The 15,096-nt window shown below is 63.8% G+C and carries 14 protein-coding genes and 1 pseudogene; 8 read left to right on the top strand and 7 right to left on the bottom strand.

From position 1 onward, the window contains the following. Positions 1-381: 381 nt before the first annotated feature. Complete coding sequence (gene pdxR, locus ACUXVH_RS25680; RefSeq protein WP_065363525.1) at positions 382-1,785, bottom strand: MocR-like pyridoxine biosynthesis transcription factor PdxR; 1,404 nt, start codon at positions 1,783-1,785, stop codon at positions 382-384. A gap of 87 nt (positions 1,786-1,872) precedes the next feature. On the opposite strand from pdxR, the gene ACUXVH_RS25685 reads away from it, so the two are divergent. Genes ACUXVH_RS25685 through ACUXVH_RS25695 form a run of 3 tightly spaced genes read left to right on the top strand, consistent with a single transcriptional unit; the run spans position 1,873 to position 3,396 of the window. Beyond that, positions 1,873-2,319 carry a GNAT family N-acetyltransferase gene (locus ACUXVH_RS25685; protein WP_065363524.1) on the top strand — a complete coding sequence of 149 codons (447 nt, stop codon included), beginning with the start codon at positions 1,873-1,875 and terminating at the stop codon, positions 2,317-2,319. Continuing rightward, on the top strand, positions 2,316-2,936 hold the full coding sequence (locus ACUXVH_RS25690; RefSeq protein ID WP_065363523.1) for an FMN-dependent NADH-azoreductase: 621 nt from the start codon (positions 2,316-2,318) through the stop codon (positions 2,934-2,936). Before ACUXVH_RS25685 ends, ACUXVH_RS25690 begins: the two co-directional genes overlap by 4 nt. A gap of 28 nt (positions 2,937-2,964) precedes the next feature. Continuing rightward, positions 2,965-3,396 carry a carboxymuconolactone decarboxylase family protein gene (locus tag ACUXVH_RS25695; protein WP_065363522.1) on the top strand — a complete coding sequence of 144 codons (432 nt, stop codon included), beginning with the start codon at positions 2,965-2,967 and terminating at the stop codon, positions 3,394-3,396. A 232-nt stretch (positions 3,397-3,628) separates the two neighbouring features. On the opposite strand, the gene ACUXVH_RS25700 is transcribed toward ACUXVH_RS25695, so the two are convergent. Continuing rightward, complete coding sequence (locus ACUXVH_RS25700) at positions 3,629-4,174, bottom strand: hypothetical protein (protein ID WP_047336261.1); 546 nt, start codon at positions 4,172-4,174, stop codon at positions 3,629-3,631. 230 nt (positions 4,175-4,404) lie between these two features. On the opposite strand from ACUXVH_RS25700, the gene ACUXVH_RS25705 reads away from it, so the two are divergent. Genes ACUXVH_RS25705 through arsH form a run of 4 tightly spaced genes read left to right on the top strand, consistent with a single transcriptional unit; the run spans position 4,405 to position 7,264 of the window. Continuing rightward, a complete protein-coding gene (locus ACUXVH_RS25705) occupies positions 4,405-4,752 on the top strand; it encodes a metalloregulator ArsR/SmtB family transcription factor (protein WP_011060486.1) in 348 nt (115 codons plus the stop codon). A 20-nt stretch (positions 4,753-4,772) separates the two neighbouring features. After that, a complete protein-coding gene (locus ACUXVH_RS25710) occupies positions 4,773-6,056 on the top strand; it encodes an arsenic transporter (RefSeq protein ID WP_065363521.1) in 1,284 nt (427 codons plus the stop codon). A gap of 29 nt (positions 6,057-6,085) precedes the next feature. Beyond that, complete coding sequence (locus ACUXVH_RS25715) at positions 6,086-6,556, top strand: arsenate reductase ArsC (RefSeq protein WP_065363520.1); 471 nt, start codon at positions 6,086-6,088, stop codon at positions 6,554-6,556. A 9-nt stretch (positions 6,557-6,565) separates the two neighbouring features. Next, the gene (gene arsH, locus ACUXVH_RS25720; RefSeq protein ID WP_445496245.1) at positions 6,566-7,264 is read left to right on the top strand and encodes an arsenical resistance protein ArsH; all 699 of its coding nucleotides are present in this window, start codon (positions 6,566-6,568) and stop codon (positions 7,262-7,264) included. Positions 7,265-7,469: 205 nt separating this feature from the next. Here the strand turns inward: arsH and ACUXVH_RS25725 are convergent, their stop codons facing one another. Both ACUXVH_RS25725 and ACUXVH_RS25730 read right to left on the bottom strand, forming a co-directional pair. Beyond that, positions 7,470-8,333 carry a methyl-accepting chemotaxis protein gene (locus ACUXVH_RS25725; RefSeq protein WP_370508343.1) on the bottom strand — a complete coding sequence of 288 codons (864 nt, stop codon included), beginning with the start codon at positions 8,331-8,333 and terminating at the stop codon, positions 7,470-7,472. Next, positions 8,325-9,095, bottom strand: a pseudogene (locus ACUXVH_RS25730) (MCP four helix bundle domain-containing protein); the annotation flags it as partial. The gene ACUXVH_RS25725 and the pseudogene ACUXVH_RS25730, both read right to left, overlap by 9 nt. Positions 9,096-9,605: 510 nt before the next feature. Between ACUXVH_RS25730 and ACUXVH_RS25735 the strand changes: the two are divergent. Beyond that, entirely contained in the window at positions 9,606-9,962 is a 357-nt protein-coding gene (locus ACUXVH_RS25735; protein WP_065363518.1) for a DUF6572 domain-containing protein, read from the top strand. Between the two features lie 220 nt (positions 9,963-10,182). On the opposite strand, the gene ACUXVH_RS25740 is transcribed toward ACUXVH_RS25735, so the two are convergent. The 3 genes from ACUXVH_RS25740 to mrdA all read right to left on the bottom strand — a co-directional run bounded on the left by ACUXVH_RS25740 (position 10,183) and on the right by mrdA (position 15,095). Beyond that, positions 10,183-10,614: a hypothetical protein gene (locus ACUXVH_RS25740; RefSeq protein WP_041752106.1), complete on the bottom strand. Its 432-nt coding sequence runs from the start codon at positions 10,612-10,614 to the stop codon at positions 10,183-10,185. A 149-nt stretch (positions 10,615-10,763) separates the two neighbouring features. Beyond that, on the bottom strand, positions 10,764-13,112 hold the full coding sequence (locus ACUXVH_RS25745; RefSeq protein WP_065363517.1) for a penicillin-binding protein 1A: 2,349 nt from the start codon (positions 13,110-13,112) through the stop codon (positions 10,764-10,766). A gap of 72 nt (positions 13,113-13,184) precedes the next feature. Beyond that, entirely contained in the window at positions 13,185-15,095 is a 1,911-nt protein-coding gene (mrdA, locus tag ACUXVH_RS25750; RefSeq protein WP_072451478.1) for a penicillin-binding protein 2, read from the bottom strand. Position 15,096: the final 1 nt, after the last annotated feature.

Below are 15,096 nucleotides of genomic sequence, written 5' to 3' on the forward strand. Positions count from 1 at the left end.
TGAAAAGCATCGGCAGGTTTGGCGAGGACTGCGTCCTCGTGCGCAGCCTCGCTGCGCTCGACAGCGGCTACAGGTTTCGACGGTCAGGGCCGTCAGGAAACTGCTTCGTTTTGCGCTTTTCAAAAGTGAGTCTCTGTAAGAGCGAAACCATAAGCCGTCGTGACCGCAGCAACGGATATGTACACAGAACCGTATGCAGCCAGGTGAAAAGCATCGGCAGGTTTGGCGAGGACTGCGTCCTCGTGCGCAGCCTCGCTGCGCTCGACAGCGGCTACAGGTTTTGGTCTGGCCCTTCAGCCTTCGCCACAGGGGGTGTGGCCTGCCAAATGGCGGGGGCTGCCACAGGAAAGACTCCAGCCTCAGCGGCCGTAGCCCCGCTTTTCAGCCAATGGCCCGAGCCAACCGCACCGCCACACTCACCGCCTGCTCCGCACTGACCACATTAGTGAACCCCATCACCAACCCCTGCCTAACTCCATCCCCCAGATACCACTGCGACAACGGCTCCACCGCAATCCCCTCCCCCCGCGCCCGCCGAGCAATCTGCACATCGTCCCCCTCCCCCAGCCCAGCCACCACATGCATGCCCCCCGCCTGCGGGTCTATCTGCAAACGCCCACCCAACGCCTGGTGCAACGCCACCACCAGCCACTGCCGCCGACGCGCATACAGGCCACGCATTTTGTTCAGGTGCCGGGCAAAGTGCCCCTCGTTGAGAAAGGCCGCGACCGTCGCCTGCAGCAGGTGCGGGCAGTGGTTGTGCAAACGATCCGCCTGGCGGGCGAACGCTGGGGTCTGTTCGGCGGGCACCACCAGGTAGGCCAGGCGCAGCCCTGGAAACAGGACTTTGCTGAAGGTGCCGGTGTAGAGCACGCGGCCCTGCTGGTCGAGGCTCTTGAGCGCCGGCAAGGGCTTGCCCTGGTAGCGGTATTCGCTGTCGTAGTCGTCCTCGATGATCCAGCTGCCTTGGCGGTTGGCCCAGTCCAGCAGGGCCAGGCGCCGCGGCAGGGACAGCGACACCCCCAGCGGGCTCTGGTGGGTCGGGGTGACCACGGCAAAGCCGGCCTCCGGGGCGCGGGCGATGCCTTGGGCGACGTCCAGGCCCTGATCGTCCACGGGCACCGGCACCAGTTGCGCACCGGCTTCCAGCAGCGCGCTCCTGGCCATGAAGTAGCCGGGCTCTTCCAGCCAGCAAGTGGCGCCCGGGCGCATCAGCGTGTGGCTGATCAGGTCGAGGCAGGCGCGGTAGCCGGCGCAGACGAAAATCTGCTCCGGGTGGCAACTGATGCCCCGGGAAATCCCCAGGTAGGAGGCAATGGCCGCCCGCAACGGGGCGTAGCCGCGCGCGTCCGGGTAGACCAGGCCTTCGACGCCCGCCTGGCGCAGTTGCCGGCCCGCCAGGCGGGTCCAGAGCTTGCGCGGAAAGGCGTCCAGCGCTGGCAGGCCCATTTGCAGTGCCAGCGGCAGCGTGCCGGCATGGGTGGCCTGGTAGGTCGTTGCAGCCACTGGGGCGCGCTGCGTGGGCGCCGAAACCGGTGCCAGTTGCGGCGTGACAATGGTCCCGGCGGCCCCGCGAGCAGTCAGGTAGCCCTCGCCTATCAGCAGCTGGTAGGCCGCTTCCACGGTGCCCCGCGCCAGGTTGAGTTCCGCCGCCAGGGCGCGGACCGCCGGCACTCGGTCCCCCGGACGCAGGCGGCCATCGGCGATGGACTCGCGAAACCGCTGGTAAAGCTGGCGATAGATCGGCGCCGTCTGGCTGCGGTCCAATTCGAAAGGAAGGATCATGGCCTAGTCATTTATGCATTTTTTGGCCCTATAGCTTAAGCCATTGACCTTCTAAAGTGGGTCATCTCTTTTCAGCGGATGACGGACATGCCCTACACCCTTCAACACCTCGAAAGCGAAGCGGCCCTGGCGGCCAGTTTCGACTTGATGCGTGTCTTGCGCCCCCACCTCACCAGCTCGGCAGCCTATGTCGCCCAAGTAGCCCGGCAAACCGAACAGGGCTATCGCTTGCTCGCCGCGTGGGACGCTGAGCGCATCGTCGGCCTGGCGGGCTACCGCGAGCTGGAAAACCTGCTCTACGGGCGCTTCATCTACGTCGATGACCTGGTCGTGAGCCCGGAGCTTCAGCGCAGCGGCTTGGGTGCGCGGCTGTTGAGCGCCGTGCGTGATGAGGCCGTGCAGCGTCAATGCGATCACCTGGTGCTGGATACCGGCCTGCATATGCCCCTGGCCCAGCGTTTCTATTTCCGCCAGGGGCTGCTGGCCCGGGGCATGCATTTCACTCAACGACTTCAGGGTGGGGAGCCGGCATGAACAACCTTCTACTGATCAACGCCAGCCCCCGTGGGCAGGTTTCCCATGGCAACCGGCTGGCACTGGAACTGGTGAGCTCCCTGCGCCAACGCTATCCGCACCTGGAACTGGTCGAGCGCGATCTGGGGGCCAATCCGTTGCCACCCCTGGGCATGGACTACGCCCACGCCCTGACCACCCCCACGCCCTTCGACGCGCCACTGTTCGAGATGTCCGAGGGGCTGATCGGCGAGTTGGAGCGCAGCGATGCCCTGCTCATTGCCACGCCCATGCACAACTTCACCCTGCCGGCCGCGCTCAAGCTGTGGATCGACTATGTGCTGCGCATTCACCGCACCTTCAGCTCCGGCCCGGAAGGCAAGGTTGGCCTGCTCAAGGACCGCCCGGTGCACGTGCTGGTCAGTTCCGGCGGCTTTCACCAGGGCCCGCGGGCACGCCAACCGGATTTTCTGACGCCTTACCTGCGCCAGGTGCTGAACACCCTCGGCCTGTTCGACCTGCAGTTCACTTATCTGCAAGGGTTGGTGTTCGGTGACGAGGCCGTGCGTGCAACCCTCGACGAGGCCCGCAGCGCACTGTCCTTGCAGCCCCTGTTCAACCCTCTCGTTTGTGCCTGATCACTTTTTTCCCTATCGGAGTTTCACCATGAGCCAACTCAGACTGCCCTTTGCCACCCTGTCGCCAGCCGCCTATCAAGGCCTGCTCGCCACCAACACCGCCCTGGTCGCAAGCCCCCTGGGCTTGCCCCTGGTGGAACTGGTGTTTTTGCGCGTGTCGCAGATCAACGGCTGCTCGTTCTGCCTGGGCAAGCACTCACAGACCCTGCGCGAGTGTGGGGTGGCGCAAGACAAGCTGGATTGCCTGGCCGGCTGGCGCGTCAGCGAACTGTTCAGCGAACGCGAGCGCGCCGCGCTGGCCTGGACCGAAACCCTCACCTACGTCCACGACAAGGGCGCGCCGGACGAGCTGTACGAACCGCTGAAAGCGCACTTTAGCAACGTTGAAATTTCCGACCTGACCTTGGCCGTGTCCTTGATGAATGCCTTCAACCGGCTGGCGGTGGGCATGAAGCTCTGAGAGCGAGGCCATCGTTGGCGGTGTTGGCTGTTGATCTTCCTGCCCCTGCGCACAGGAGGGTCGAAGGCAGGCATTGAGCCGTGGCCAACCCGGCAGGATGCCGGGTTGGCCGCCACCCGCCCCCAGGTGCACGCGGTAAGAAGGTGGCTCCGCGTCTTCGTTGGCGAGCTTCGCTGGCAAGCCAGCTCCTACAGGGGAAGCGATATCAGGTCGGCTCAGGGCCTCTCCTGCTCTATGCGAGAAAAGCTCCGCTGGCGCCGGCATCGGCCAATGCAAACAGCAGCGCTTCCAGCGCTTCTTCGGGCGCCGAGCCGAGGTCAATCTTGACCCTGTACCCCTCCTCCGTGGCCTCCGGGTCCGACACAAAATGCAGCACCCCTTGCAGCCCTTCTTCGGTTGGCGAATTCTCGTCTTCGCCATCGAACCACTCAAAGAACCACACCCGAATAACCTCAGAGGCCTGTTCCAGGCTCAAGCCCCGCACCTCCAGGGGCAACCAGTCCCAGCCAAAGGGCGAGATCACCACCGCCATCTGCTCGATCGCAAAGCGCACAGGCTCAAAGCCCAGCTCGGTTTCGGAATCGACCTGCACCGGCTCCCCGCTCTCGGCCGCAATCACATCCACCCGGCAAGGCGTGCCCATGGCCCCTTCAACCGCCAGCGAACCATCGCTGTTGCGGTAAGCGGGCTCGACATGCGCCGCCCCTTCTGCGGCGATACGCGCCAGGGTTTCGACATAGGGTTTACGAATGGCGGCAAGCAGTTCGCTGACGGTCATGGGTCTGATGACTTCCTTGGCAAGGGGCCGTCGAGGGTTCTGTCTTCGACGGGAGGGTGATGGGTGGCTGAAAGGCCGGCGCAATAGTGCAATGGGCGGCCGTGCAACGTCCATGAAAAGCCACGCTCCTCTGGCCGCTCCCCGCCATAGGCCTGCGTCTCGAAAAATTTTGGCTTGCCCAATACATATGGATATTCGTATATTCGATTTTCCACATATAAGGAGCGAGCATGATCACGCCTCCCGAAGTCTTCAAAAGCCTGGCCGACGAAACCCGTGTGCGCGCCACCCTGCTGATCGCCGATCAGGGGGAGCTGTGTGTCTGCGAGCTGATGTGTGCACTCGACGACAGCCAGCCAAAAATCAGCCGCCACCTGGCGCAACTGCGCAGCAGTGGCTTGCTGCTCGATCGCCGCCAGGGCCAATGGGTGTATTACCGCCTCAACCCCGAGTTGCCGGGCTGGGTCCGGGAGATTCTGCATGTGACGGCCAAGGCCAACGCCGCTTGGCTCAAGGACAACGCCGCGCGCCTGCAGAACATGGATGGCCGCCCCGTTCGCGAAGCCGCTTGCTGCTGACCCCTATCGAGTGAATCTGCATGTTTGTCGCTGTGGCTGTTTTTCTCTTCACCCTGATTCTCGTCATCTGGCAGCCCAAGGGCCTCGGCGTCGGTTGGAGCGCCACGCTCGGCACAATCATCGCGCTGGCGGTGGGCGCGGTATCGCTGCAGGACATTCCCACGGTGTGGGCCATTGTCTGGAACGCCACCGCGACTTTCATCGCGGTGATCATCATCAGTCTGCTTCTGGACGAGGCCGGGTTCTTCGAATGGGCCGCCCTGCATGTGGCGCGCTGGGCCAGGGGCAGCGGCCATCGGCTGTTCGCCTTCTGCGTGCTGCTGGGGGCGGCGGTGTCGGCGCTGTTCGCCAATGACGGCGCAGCGCTGATCCTCACGCCCATCGTCATGTCGATGCTGCTGGCGCTGCGTTTCAGCCCCGGGGCGACCCTGGCCTTCGTCATGGCCGCGGGCTTCATTGCCGACACCGCGAGCCTGCCGCTGGTGGTGTCCAACCTGGTGAATATCGTGTCCGCCGACTACTTCCGGCTGGGGTTCGCCGAGTACGCGGCGGTGATGCTGCCGGTGAGCCTGGCCAGTGTCGCCATGACCTTGCTGGTGCTGTTCCTCTATTTCCGCAAGGACCTGCCGCACCGCTACGCCCTGGATGCGTTGCCGCAACCTTGCACGGCGATCCGTGACCGGGCCACCTTCAGGGTCGGGGGCTGGACCCTGCTGATGCTGCTGGTCGGGCTGTTCGCCCTGGAGCCCCTGGGTATTCCTATCAGCGCCGTGGCGGCGGCCTGTGCCGCGCTGCTGTTTGCCGTCGCCGCCAAGGGCCACCGGATCTCCACGCGCCGGGTGCTGCGCGAGGCGCCGTGGCAGATCGTGGTGTTCTCGCTGGGCATGTACCTGGTGGTGTACGGCCTGAAGAATGCCGGCCTGACGGACCTGCTGGCCCAGGTGCTGAACCGCCTGGCCGAACAGGGGCTGTGGAGCGCCACCCTGGGCACGGGCCTGTTGTCGGCGCTGCTGTCCTCGGTGATGAACAACATGCCCAGCGTGCTGATCGGCGCGCTGTCGATACAGGCCAGCGAGGCACAGGGGCTGGTGCGCGAGGCGATGATCTACGCCAACGTCATCGGCTGCGACCTGGGCCCGAAAATCACCCCCATCGGCAGCCTCGCCACATTGCTCTGGCTGCACGTGCTGGAGCGCAAGGGCCTGCGCATCACCTGGGGGTATTACTTCAAGGTCGGCGTGCTGCTGACCCTCCCGGTTCTTCTGGTCACCCTTTCGGCCCTGGCCCTGCGCCTGAGCCTCTGACAGCCGCCCAAAGCGGCAGGAGCCCCCCCATGCGAGTCCTGTTCATGTGCACGGCCAACAGTTGCCGCAGCATTCTTTCCGAAGCCCTGTTCAACCATCTGGCGCCCGAGGGGTTTGCGGCGGTCAGCGCCGGCAGCTTCCCCAAGGGCCAGGTGCTGCCACATAGCCTGTCGACCTTGCAGCAGGCCGGCATCGCCACCGACGGCCTGTACAGCAAGGGCAATGACGCCTTCGCCGACAACCCGCCGGATATTGTCATCACCGTCTGCGACAAGGCGGCCGGTGAAAGCTGCCCGGTGTATTTCGGCCCGGCGCTCAAGGCCCATTGGGGGCTGGCGGACCCGTCCGATGTGCGCGGTGAAGAGGCAGCGATCGACGCCGCGTTCCGCGCCACCCTGGCGCAGATCGAACAGCGCTGCGCAGCCTTCTTCGCACTGCCCTTCAACCACCTCAGCCGCGATCAGCTCAAGACCGAGCTCGATCGCATCGGCACGCTTTAAGGAGGCCCCATGTCCGAGCACCTGCCTAACCTGGATTTGCGCCTGTTCGATGGCGCACCCACTTCGACGCCAGACGAGCACAAGCCGCGCATCCTGTTGCTCTACGGTTCCACCCGCGAGCGCTCCTTCAGCCGGCTGCTGGTCGAAGAAGCCGCGCGCCTGCTGGAGCATTTCGGTGCCCAGACGCGGATCTTCAACCCCTCCGGCTTGCCCTTGCCCGACGATGCCCCGGTGGACCATCCCAAGGTCCAGGAACTGCGGAAGCTGGTGCTGTGGTCAGAAGGCCAGGTCTGGTGTTCGCCAGAACGCCACGGGGCGATATCGGCGGTGTTCAAGGCACAGATCGACTGGGTTCCGCTGGAGCTCGGCGCGGTGCGTCCGACCCAGGGCAAAACCCTGGCAGTGATGCAGGTCTGCGGCGGCTCCCAGTCGTTCAACGTGGTCAACCAGTTGCGCGTGCTCGGGCGCTGGATGCGCATGTTCACCATCCCCAACCAATCCTCGGTGCCCAAGGCCTACATGGAGTTCGACGACGCCGGGCGGATGAAGCCTTCGCCGTTCTACGACCGGGTGGTGGATGTGATGGAAGAGCTGGTGAAGTTCACCGTGCTGCTGCGCGACCGGCAGGCGTTTCTGGTGGACCGTTATTCCGAGCGCAAGGAAAGCGCCGAGCAATTGATGGCCCGGGTCAACCAGCGTTCAATCTGAGGGGCGCAACAGCCCATTTGCAGCCTGCGCCGACAAAAGCCTGTGAACCCGGATTTCAAGAATGGGTTTGGGCAGGCGCACGCTGGCTTGCAAAACACTCGCTGGCGCCGCATTGATTCGCTGATTGCGCATCATCGTTGGCGAGCTTCGCTGGCAAGCCAGCTCCTACGGAGGAACCAGACCACCGTAGGGCAAAAAGCCGCGCTCAAACCTTGAACCGTGCCACCAGCCGGTTCAATTCGATCGCCAGATTGGCCATCTCCCCGCAGGCGCTGGCCGTCTGGCTGGCCCCCGCCGAGCTCTGGATCGACAGCTCGCGAATGCTGGTCAGGTTCTGGTCCGCCTCACGCGCCACCTGGGCCTGTTCTTCCGAGGCGGTGGCAATCAGCAGGTTGCGTTCGTTGATCTGGGTAATCGCCTGGGCGATCTGCTTGAGGGACAGGTCGGCGTTCTGCGCCACGGAGATCGAGCTGCTGGCCATCTCGGCGCTGACGTTCATGGCGCTCACCGCGTGGGTCGAGTCGGCCTGGATCGCGCTGATCATCTGTTCGATTTCCTGGGTCGACTGCTGGGTGCGGTGGGCCAGGGCCCGCACTTCATCGGCCACCACCGCAAAGCCGCGGCCCTGCTCGCCGGCGCGGGCGGCTTCGATGGCGGCATTGAGGGCCAGCAGGTTGGTCTGTTCGGCAATGGCGCGAATCACTTCCACCACTTTGCTGATGTCCTGGGCGCGGCTGGACAGCGCCTTGACCTGCTCGCCAGTGCTGGCCACGTTGCCGGCCAGGCCTTCGATGGCCTTGAGGGTCTGGGCCACGTTCTCGATGCCGGAGCGGGTGAATTCCATGGACTCGCGGGACGACTGGGCGGCGGCTTCGGCGTTGCGGGCCACCTCGTCCACCGCGGCGCTCATTTCGGTCACTGCGGTGGCCGCCTGGCTGACTTCGTCGTTCTGGCGCACCAGCCCGCGGCTGGCGTCTTCGGTCACTGCGGTCATTTCTTCCGAGGCCGAGGCCAGTTGGGTGGAGGAATCGGCGATGTGGGCGATGGTTTCCCGCAGGTTGGTCTGCATCTGCGCCAGGGCGGCCAGCAGGCGGCCGGCTTCATCGCGGCCACTGACGCCGATCTCCCGGGACAGGTCGCTGCCGGCAATACGTTCGGCCACGGCCAGGGCGTCGCTGATGGGCGCGGTGATGCTGCGGGTCAGCACCGCCGCCAACACCACGGTGAGCACCACCGTCACCCCCATCAACACCAGCACCAGCGTCAGGCCACTGCTGTAAACCGACGCCGCAGTGATCCCCGCCTGCCTGGCGCCCTCGTCGTTGAAGTCCGAGAGTTTGTCCATCTTCTCCTGCATGGCGTTGGTCATGGGGCTGATGCGGGTGTTGATCAGGGTAATGGCCGCGGCGTTGTCGCCACTGCGCAGCAGCGGCTCCAGCTCGTCCACCAGCTTGAAGTAGGCCTGCACATCGGTCGCTACAGCCTGGTACAGCTCACGCTCCGCCGGCCCGGTGATCAGGGGTTCGTACTGGTTGATAGTGTTCTGCAGGTTGGATCGATAACCGCTCAACGAGGCGATGCGGGTCTGGCGCTGCTGTTCGTCGGTGGTCACGGTGATGCGGATGCTTTCCAGACGCAGGCGCAAGACGCTGCTCTTCATCTTGCCGATCTCGCGGATGCTGGTCATCCAGTTGGTCTCGACATCCTGCTCCGCGTCTCGCAGCTTGCCCATTTGCAGCACGGCGACAATGCCCAGGGCGAACACCACCAGGACAATGAGCGAGAAAAAGGCGGCAGACCTTGGAGCAAGATTCATTGTCCTGACGTTCATTTTTTATCTCTCTAATAGAATGGTCGGTACTTCCCTGCTGTCATTCCACGCTATCGACTGAGTGTCAGAGAGCTGCAAACACCCCGACGACCAGGTTAGCGGCCCACCCGGCACGGCAACGTCGATACTCACTCGGGTCAATCCAGGCCTGTCGGGATCGCAGGCCCCACTCGGTCCTCCTGCGCCCATGTCCCCCTTGGCGGGTGAGCATCAGTTAAGTCGAATAACGCGGCCCGCGCCGTCTCGATTTTTCTGGGCAATGGCACCTGGAGCCCGGCATCTATCCACGGGGGGCCTAACAAGCCATAGCAGATGATGGCGTTTTGTCACTACCGTCGATCAGGCCGCTATTGAAAAGAGCACGCCGCCGCTCGATCAGGTTGCGCCTGAACGGGGCAAGCCCACCCTGGCCTCGCCCACGGGCCGGAACCGCGACCACCGATTGCCCACTGAAGAAACCCATCGCTACGGCCTATAATGCCGCCGCCCCCACGTTCTGAAGGATCAGCAATGTCCATCACCAATCCAAAAGTCATCGATATCTGGGCCATCCCCAAATCCGCGCCCGACAGCCTGCTGTTGATCATGGTCGACCCCCTCGAATGGGGTGACGAAGCGGCACACAGCGAACACCTGCTCCTGCTGCAAGAGAAGATCAACACCTACATCACCTTCATCGAAAGTGAAGAGATCTACAGCGAAATTCCCGATGCCTGCGGCAAGCACCTGATTATCCGGGTACTGGGTTTGCACGAACTGCCCGAGCAAGTCGATTGGTTTTTCAAACGCATTACCGAGATCCTCCATGAACGGAGCATCGGCTTCGATTTCGAGCTGAAAGTGAACCAAGAGGCTCCCAGCCTGTAGCTCGCCCCCTGCGCGCTCGCCGATTGAGCCGCGCGCAGGGACACCTTGTGCAGGCAGGATCAGCGCCCGATCAAGCGCAATGAAATCCACATGCGGCTCATGGAAAACGCGTCGAGCACCCCGCCAGCGTGACGGTGGGAGCCAGCAAAACGCATGGGGGCTTGGCTGTCGTCAGGCTGCCGGCCAGGGCACCGAGAGCGAGCCGGGTGCGAATGAACTTCTATTTGAACTCGAAATACTCTCTCATCATTTCAATTGGCTTCATCGGTTCCACATTCAAGAAACCCAACACCTCAAGAAACCACGAGAGGTTATCTCCCAACACGGAAATATCGTCCTCATCATTCGACAGCAGACAAATGGCCAGTCGTGCCTTCAATACCTCCCGATCCTTGAACCCTCGTATTGCCCCTTGCTCATCGATTTTTGCCCACCAGAGTGCAGCCTGCGCCTTGCAGCGTTCAGCAGGAATTTCCCCGGCAACATAGGCTTTCGCCAGGCGCAGAGGATCCTGCTCGCAGTCGGAGAACTGGATATCCAGTTCCTCCAGAACCTTGATCAGGAAGCCGAGCTGGTGTTTGAGCGCAGCAGAGCTTTGAGTGGCCCGAACAATGGAGCCGATATTGAATTTCTTGAAGTCATCCGGATTCATGCAGCAACCTTGAAACTGAGTAAAGGATCACGACGATGGGGGCCCGATCATCATCGGCAACGCGCACATCCTATGGCCAACTATCCATTACGCAACGGTTGTTGGAAAATCGCCGGAGCGGTTCTCGCCATCAGGGCCCGGCCCGGTCACTAGAACAGTTCCTGCATCGTGCGCTGCATGTCCGCAGCGCCGTCGACAGCTGCCCCCTCTCCCGCGCCCACCGGCGGCACGTTGTCACTCCTGAACACCTCCATCGCCGTGCCCGGCGCCTGCGCGCTGGCGGCGCTGCCATCTTCCAGGTTGATCCGGCGGGTCACGATGCCATCCGGCTCCGGCTGGGAGTAAGGCGCCGTTCCCTCAAGCGCCGCCGTCATGAAGTCCATCCAGATCGGCAGCGCGATGGTCACGCCCCATTCGCGCCGCCCCAGGCTCTGCGGCTGGTCGAAACCGGCCCAGACGCTGGTGACGTAGTGGCCGTTGTAACCGGTGAACCAGGAGTCCTTGGCCTCGTTGGTGGTGCCGGTCTTGCCCGCGATGTCCGGGCGCTGCATGGCGGCTGCGGCGCGGCCAGTGCCGCGCTTGACCACGTCCTGCAGCAGGCTGGTGAGCAGGTAGGTGGTGCGGCTGTCGACTATCTGCTCGGCCACCGCCTCGGGGGCTGGCCGCTGTGCAGTGGGGGCCGAACGCGGGCTGGCCTGGAACACGATCTGGCCCTTGGGGTCTTCAATGCGCTCTATGAAGTACGGGCTGATCTTGTAGCCGCCGTTGGCAAAGGCGCTCCAGCCCGCGACCACCTCCATGGGCGTGACCGACGCGGTGCCCAGGGCCAGGGAAAGGTTGTGAGGCAGGTCCTGGGGGTCGAACCCGAAACGGGCGATGTAGTCGATGGTCTTGTCCACCCCCATGGCTTGCAGCAAGCGTATGGAGACCATGTTCCTTGAGCGGTTGAGGGCTTCGCGCAGGCGAATCGGCCCCAGGAAGGTCCGGTTCTCATTCTGCGGGCGCCACACCGGGCCGGAGTAGTCGCCCCCCAGGACGATGGGGGCGTCGTTGACCAGGCTCGCCGGGGTGTAGCCGCTGTCCAGCGCCGCGCAGTAGATGAAGGGCTTGAAGCTCGAACCCGGCTGGCGCCTGGCCTGCAGCACACGGTTGAAGCTGCTTTGTTGAAAATCAAAACCGCCCACCAGCGCCTGGATCGCCCCGTCCTCCGGGGCGATCGACACCAGCGCGCCCTGGGCCCTGGGCACCTGGCTGAAGCTCAGCAGCGGATCGTGCTCGGGGTCGACACGGATCACATCCCCGACCTTGACCACCTCGGCCGGGCGCACCGGCTGGCGCCCCAAGGCGCTGTGGCCCAGATAGGGGCGCGCCCATTTCATGCTGCTCCAGGGCACGGAGTGCTCCTGGCCACGGTCATCCACCACGCTGATGCTTTGCTCGAAAACCTGGGTCACCGCCACCGCCCGCAAGCCGCCATACGCTGGAAAAGCCTTCAGTCGCTCGGGCCACTGGCTGCCGGCCCGGCCTGCGAAATGCCCTTCAGGGCCGCGGTAACCATGGCGCTTGTCATAGACCTTCAAGCCCTTGCGCAGCGCGGAAGTGGCCGACGCCTGCAATGAACCGGGAACCGTGGTCACTACCCGCAGGCCCAGGGTGTAGGCCTCATCGCCAAAACGCCGGAACATTTCCGCCCTGACCATTTCTGCGATGTAGGGAGCATCGATCTCGGGTTCCGGGGCGTGGTAGCTGGCGTCTACCCCTTGCGCCAGGGCTGCTTGATACCTGGCTGTATCGATGCTGCCCAACGCGTGCATGCGCCCCAGAATCCAGTCGCGGCGCTGCTTGGCCCTGGCGGGGTTGTTGATCGGGTTGTAGCGCGATGGCGCCTTGGGCAGCCCGGCAATCATCGCCACCTGAGCCAGGCTCAGCTGCGCCACCGGCTTGCCGTAATAGATTCTGGCGGCTGCCGCGATGCCATAGGCGCGCTTGCCCAGGTAGATCTTGTTGACATACAGGTTGAAGATTTCCTCCTTGCTCAGGCTGCGCTCGATCTGCAGGGCCAGGAGAATTTCGCTGAGCTTGCGTGAAAAGGTCTGCTCGCGGCTCAGGAAGAAGTTCTTCGCCACTTGCATGGTGATGGTGCTGCCGCCGGAGCGAACGTGGCCGCTCTTGAGCAACTCGAACGCCGCCCGCAGCAACCCGGCCGGGTCGACCCCGGGGTGCTGATAGAAGTTGCCGTCCTCGGCGGCCATGAAGGCCGCTCGAAAGTCAGGGGGTATGTCCGCGCTGGCGAGGGGTATGCGCCGCACTTCACCGAACTCGGCGATGAGTTTCCCATCCCGGGTGAAGACCTGCAGGGGCTCTTGCAGATGCACGTCCCTGAGGGCCGCGACATCGGGAAGCCGGGGTTGCAGATACAGGTAGGTGCCACTTGCGGCCAGCAGCCCCACGCTGACCAGCGCGAGCACACTCCAACCCAGATATTCAATGACTCGCACCCGCTGTTTCCTCGCTTACCGTTTGAATGTGAACCTGGCGGGCCCTGGAGCCCTGGCTGATTTCCTGCGCGCCTAGCTGGCGTTTACCGTCAGGGTGTTTGCGCGCTTGTCGCTGGATACCGGTACGGCGAACTGCGGCTGCAGATGCCCACTGGCATCGAGCAGCCAGGCGTCCATGACTTTCCTCACCACAGGGCCGGCCACCCGGGCCCCGGCCTCGCCGTTCTCGATCATCACCGCCACCACGATGGCCGGCTGTTCGGCCGGGGCGAAGCCGACAAAGAGCGCGTTGTCCCGGTGGCGCTCATGGGTCTTGTTGCGGTTGTAGCGTTCGCCCTGCTTGATCGCCACCACCTGCGCCGTGCCGCTCTTGCCGGCAATGCGGTACTGCGCGCCCCGGGCTGCTGCGCGGCCTACGCCACGGGGGTTGTGCATGACCATCTGCATGCCCTGGATGACCTGATCCCAGGAATGGGCATCCTTGAGCACGATGTTCGGCATGGGCCTGGGGTCGACCGGCGCCTGGCCGCCGACCGCCAGCGCCAGGTGCGGCCGGTGCCAGATCCCCCGATTGGCGATCAGACTGGTGGCCTGGGCCAGTTGCAGGGGTGTGACCTGCATATAGCCCTGGCCGATGCCCAGAATCAGGGTTTCCCCAGGGAACCAGGGTTGCCGGCGGGTGGCGCGCTTCCATTCAGGGGACGGCATCAATCCCGCTGCCTCTTCGAACATGTCGATCGAAACCTTTTGCCCCAGACCGAATTCGCTGAGGTAGCTGTGCAGCCTTCTGACCCCCAGCCTGTGGGCCAGGTCATAGAAGTAGGTGTCATTGGAGCGCATGATCGCGTCGTACATGTCCACCCAGCCTTCGCCGCCCCGGTTCCAGTTGCGGTACTTGTGCTTGTAGTTGGGCAGCTCGAAATAACCCCGGTCAAACACCTGGCTGGTGGGGGTGATCACGCCGCTGTCCAGGCCCGCCACCACCACCATGGGCTTGATGGTCGAGCCCGGGGGATAGAGCCCGCGCAACACCCGGTTGAACAGCGGCATGTCATCGGAATCGCGCAAGGCGGCGTAGCCTGGCGCAGAGATGCCCTTGACGAAGGGGTTGGGGTCGAAGCTCGGCCGGCTGACCATTGCCAGCACCTGCCCCGTGGCCGGGTCCAGGGCCACCACCGCGCCCCGCCGGTCCCCCAGCGCTTCCTCGGCGGCACCCTGCAGCCCGGCGTCGAGGGTCAGGACGATGTCCTGCCCGGCAATCGGGTTGTGCCGGCGCAGCACCCGCATCACCCGGCCCTGGGCATTGGTCTCCACTTCTTCAAACCCCATCTGGCCATGCAGGGCGTCTTCGTAGAAACGCTCGATCCCGGTCTTGCCGATCAACTGGCTGCGCAGGTATCGGGCCGGATCGAGGCGCTTGTACTCCTGCTCGTTGATCCGCCCGACATACCCCACCGAGTGGGCAAAATGCTCGCCATGGGGGTACTGCCTGAGAAACTGCGCCTGGACCTCGACACCGGGCAACAGGAACTGATTGACCGCTACCTGCGCCATCTGTTTTTCCGTCAGGTCCAGCATCAGCGTCACGGGCTCGAAGGCTCTTCTTGCGCGGCGCAGTTCCTTCTCGACCCGGCTGCGTTCGGCTTCGGGCAATTGCAGAATCCGCGCCAGATGGCCAAGGACGACACCGACATCCCCGGCGCGTTCACGGGTCAGGGTCAAGTTGAAACTGGCTACGTTATCGGCCAGAACCACCTTATTGCGGTCATAGATAAGCCCCCGTTCTGGCGGGATGAGCCTGATGTGCACGCGGTTCTTTTCCGCAACGGCAACCTGGTACTCATGTTGCGTCACTTGCAGAAAATAAAGCCTGACCACCAGCGCCGCGGTCAGCAGAACCACCAGCACGGCACTTGCCATTATTCGTTTGGTGACGATCGCATCTTCTGTTTGCTGGTGATTGAAGTTACTGATTTGCGGCATG

Source organism: Pseudomonas sp. 8(2025) (genome assembly GCF_052665325.1).

Excerpts from the sequence above, each read along its gene's own strand:
- pdxR (WP_065363525.1), bottom strand. The coding sequence starts at position 1,785 with ATGATCCTTCCTTTCGAATTGGACCGCAGCCAGACGGCGCCGATCTAT.
- ACUXVH_RS25685 (WP_065363524.1), top strand. The coding sequence starts at position 1,873 with ATGCCCTACACCCTTCAACACCTCGAAAGCGAAGCGGCCCTGGCGGCC.
- ACUXVH_RS25690 (WP_065363523.1), top strand. The coding sequence starts at position 2,316 with ATGAACAACCTTCTACTGATCAACGCCAGCCCCCGTGGGCAGGTTTCC.
- ACUXVH_RS25695 (WP_065363522.1), top strand. The coding sequence starts at position 2,965 with ATGAGCCAACTCAGACTGCCCTTTGCCACCCTGTCGCCAGCCGCCTAT.
- ACUXVH_RS25700 (WP_047336261.1), bottom strand. The coding sequence starts at position 4,174 with ATGACCGTCAGCGAACTGCTTGCCGCCATTCGTAAACCCTATGTCGAA.
- ACUXVH_RS25705 (WP_011060486.1), top strand. The coding sequence starts at position 4,405 with ATGATCACGCCTCCCGAAGTCTTCAAAAGCCTGGCCGACGAAACCCGT.
- ACUXVH_RS25710 (WP_065363521.1), top strand. The coding sequence starts at position 4,773 with ATGTTTGTCGCTGTGGCTGTTTTTCTCTTCACCCTGATTCTCGTCATC.
- ACUXVH_RS25715 (WP_065363520.1), top strand. The coding sequence starts at position 6,086 with ATGCGAGTCCTGTTCATGTGCACGGCCAACAGTTGCCGCAGCATTCTT.
- arsH (WP_445496245.1), top strand. The coding sequence starts at position 6,566 with ATGTCCGAGCACCTGCCTAACCTGGATTTGCGCCTGTTCGATGGCGCA.
- ACUXVH_RS25725 (WP_370508343.1), bottom strand. The coding sequence starts at position 8,333 with ATGCAGACCAACCTGCGGGAAACCATCGCCCACATCGCCGATTCCTCC.
- ACUXVH_RS25735 (WP_065363518.1), top strand. The coding sequence starts at position 9,606 with ATGTCCATCACCAATCCAAAAGTCATCGATATCTGGGCCATCCCCAAA.
- ACUXVH_RS25740 (WP_041752106.1), bottom strand. The coding sequence starts at position 10,614 with ATGAATCCGGATGACTTCAAGAAATTCAATATCGGCTCCATTGTTCGG.
- mrdA (WP_072451478.1), bottom strand. The coding sequence starts at position 15,095 with ATGCCGCAAATCAGTAACTTCAATCACCAGCAAACAGAAGATGCGATC.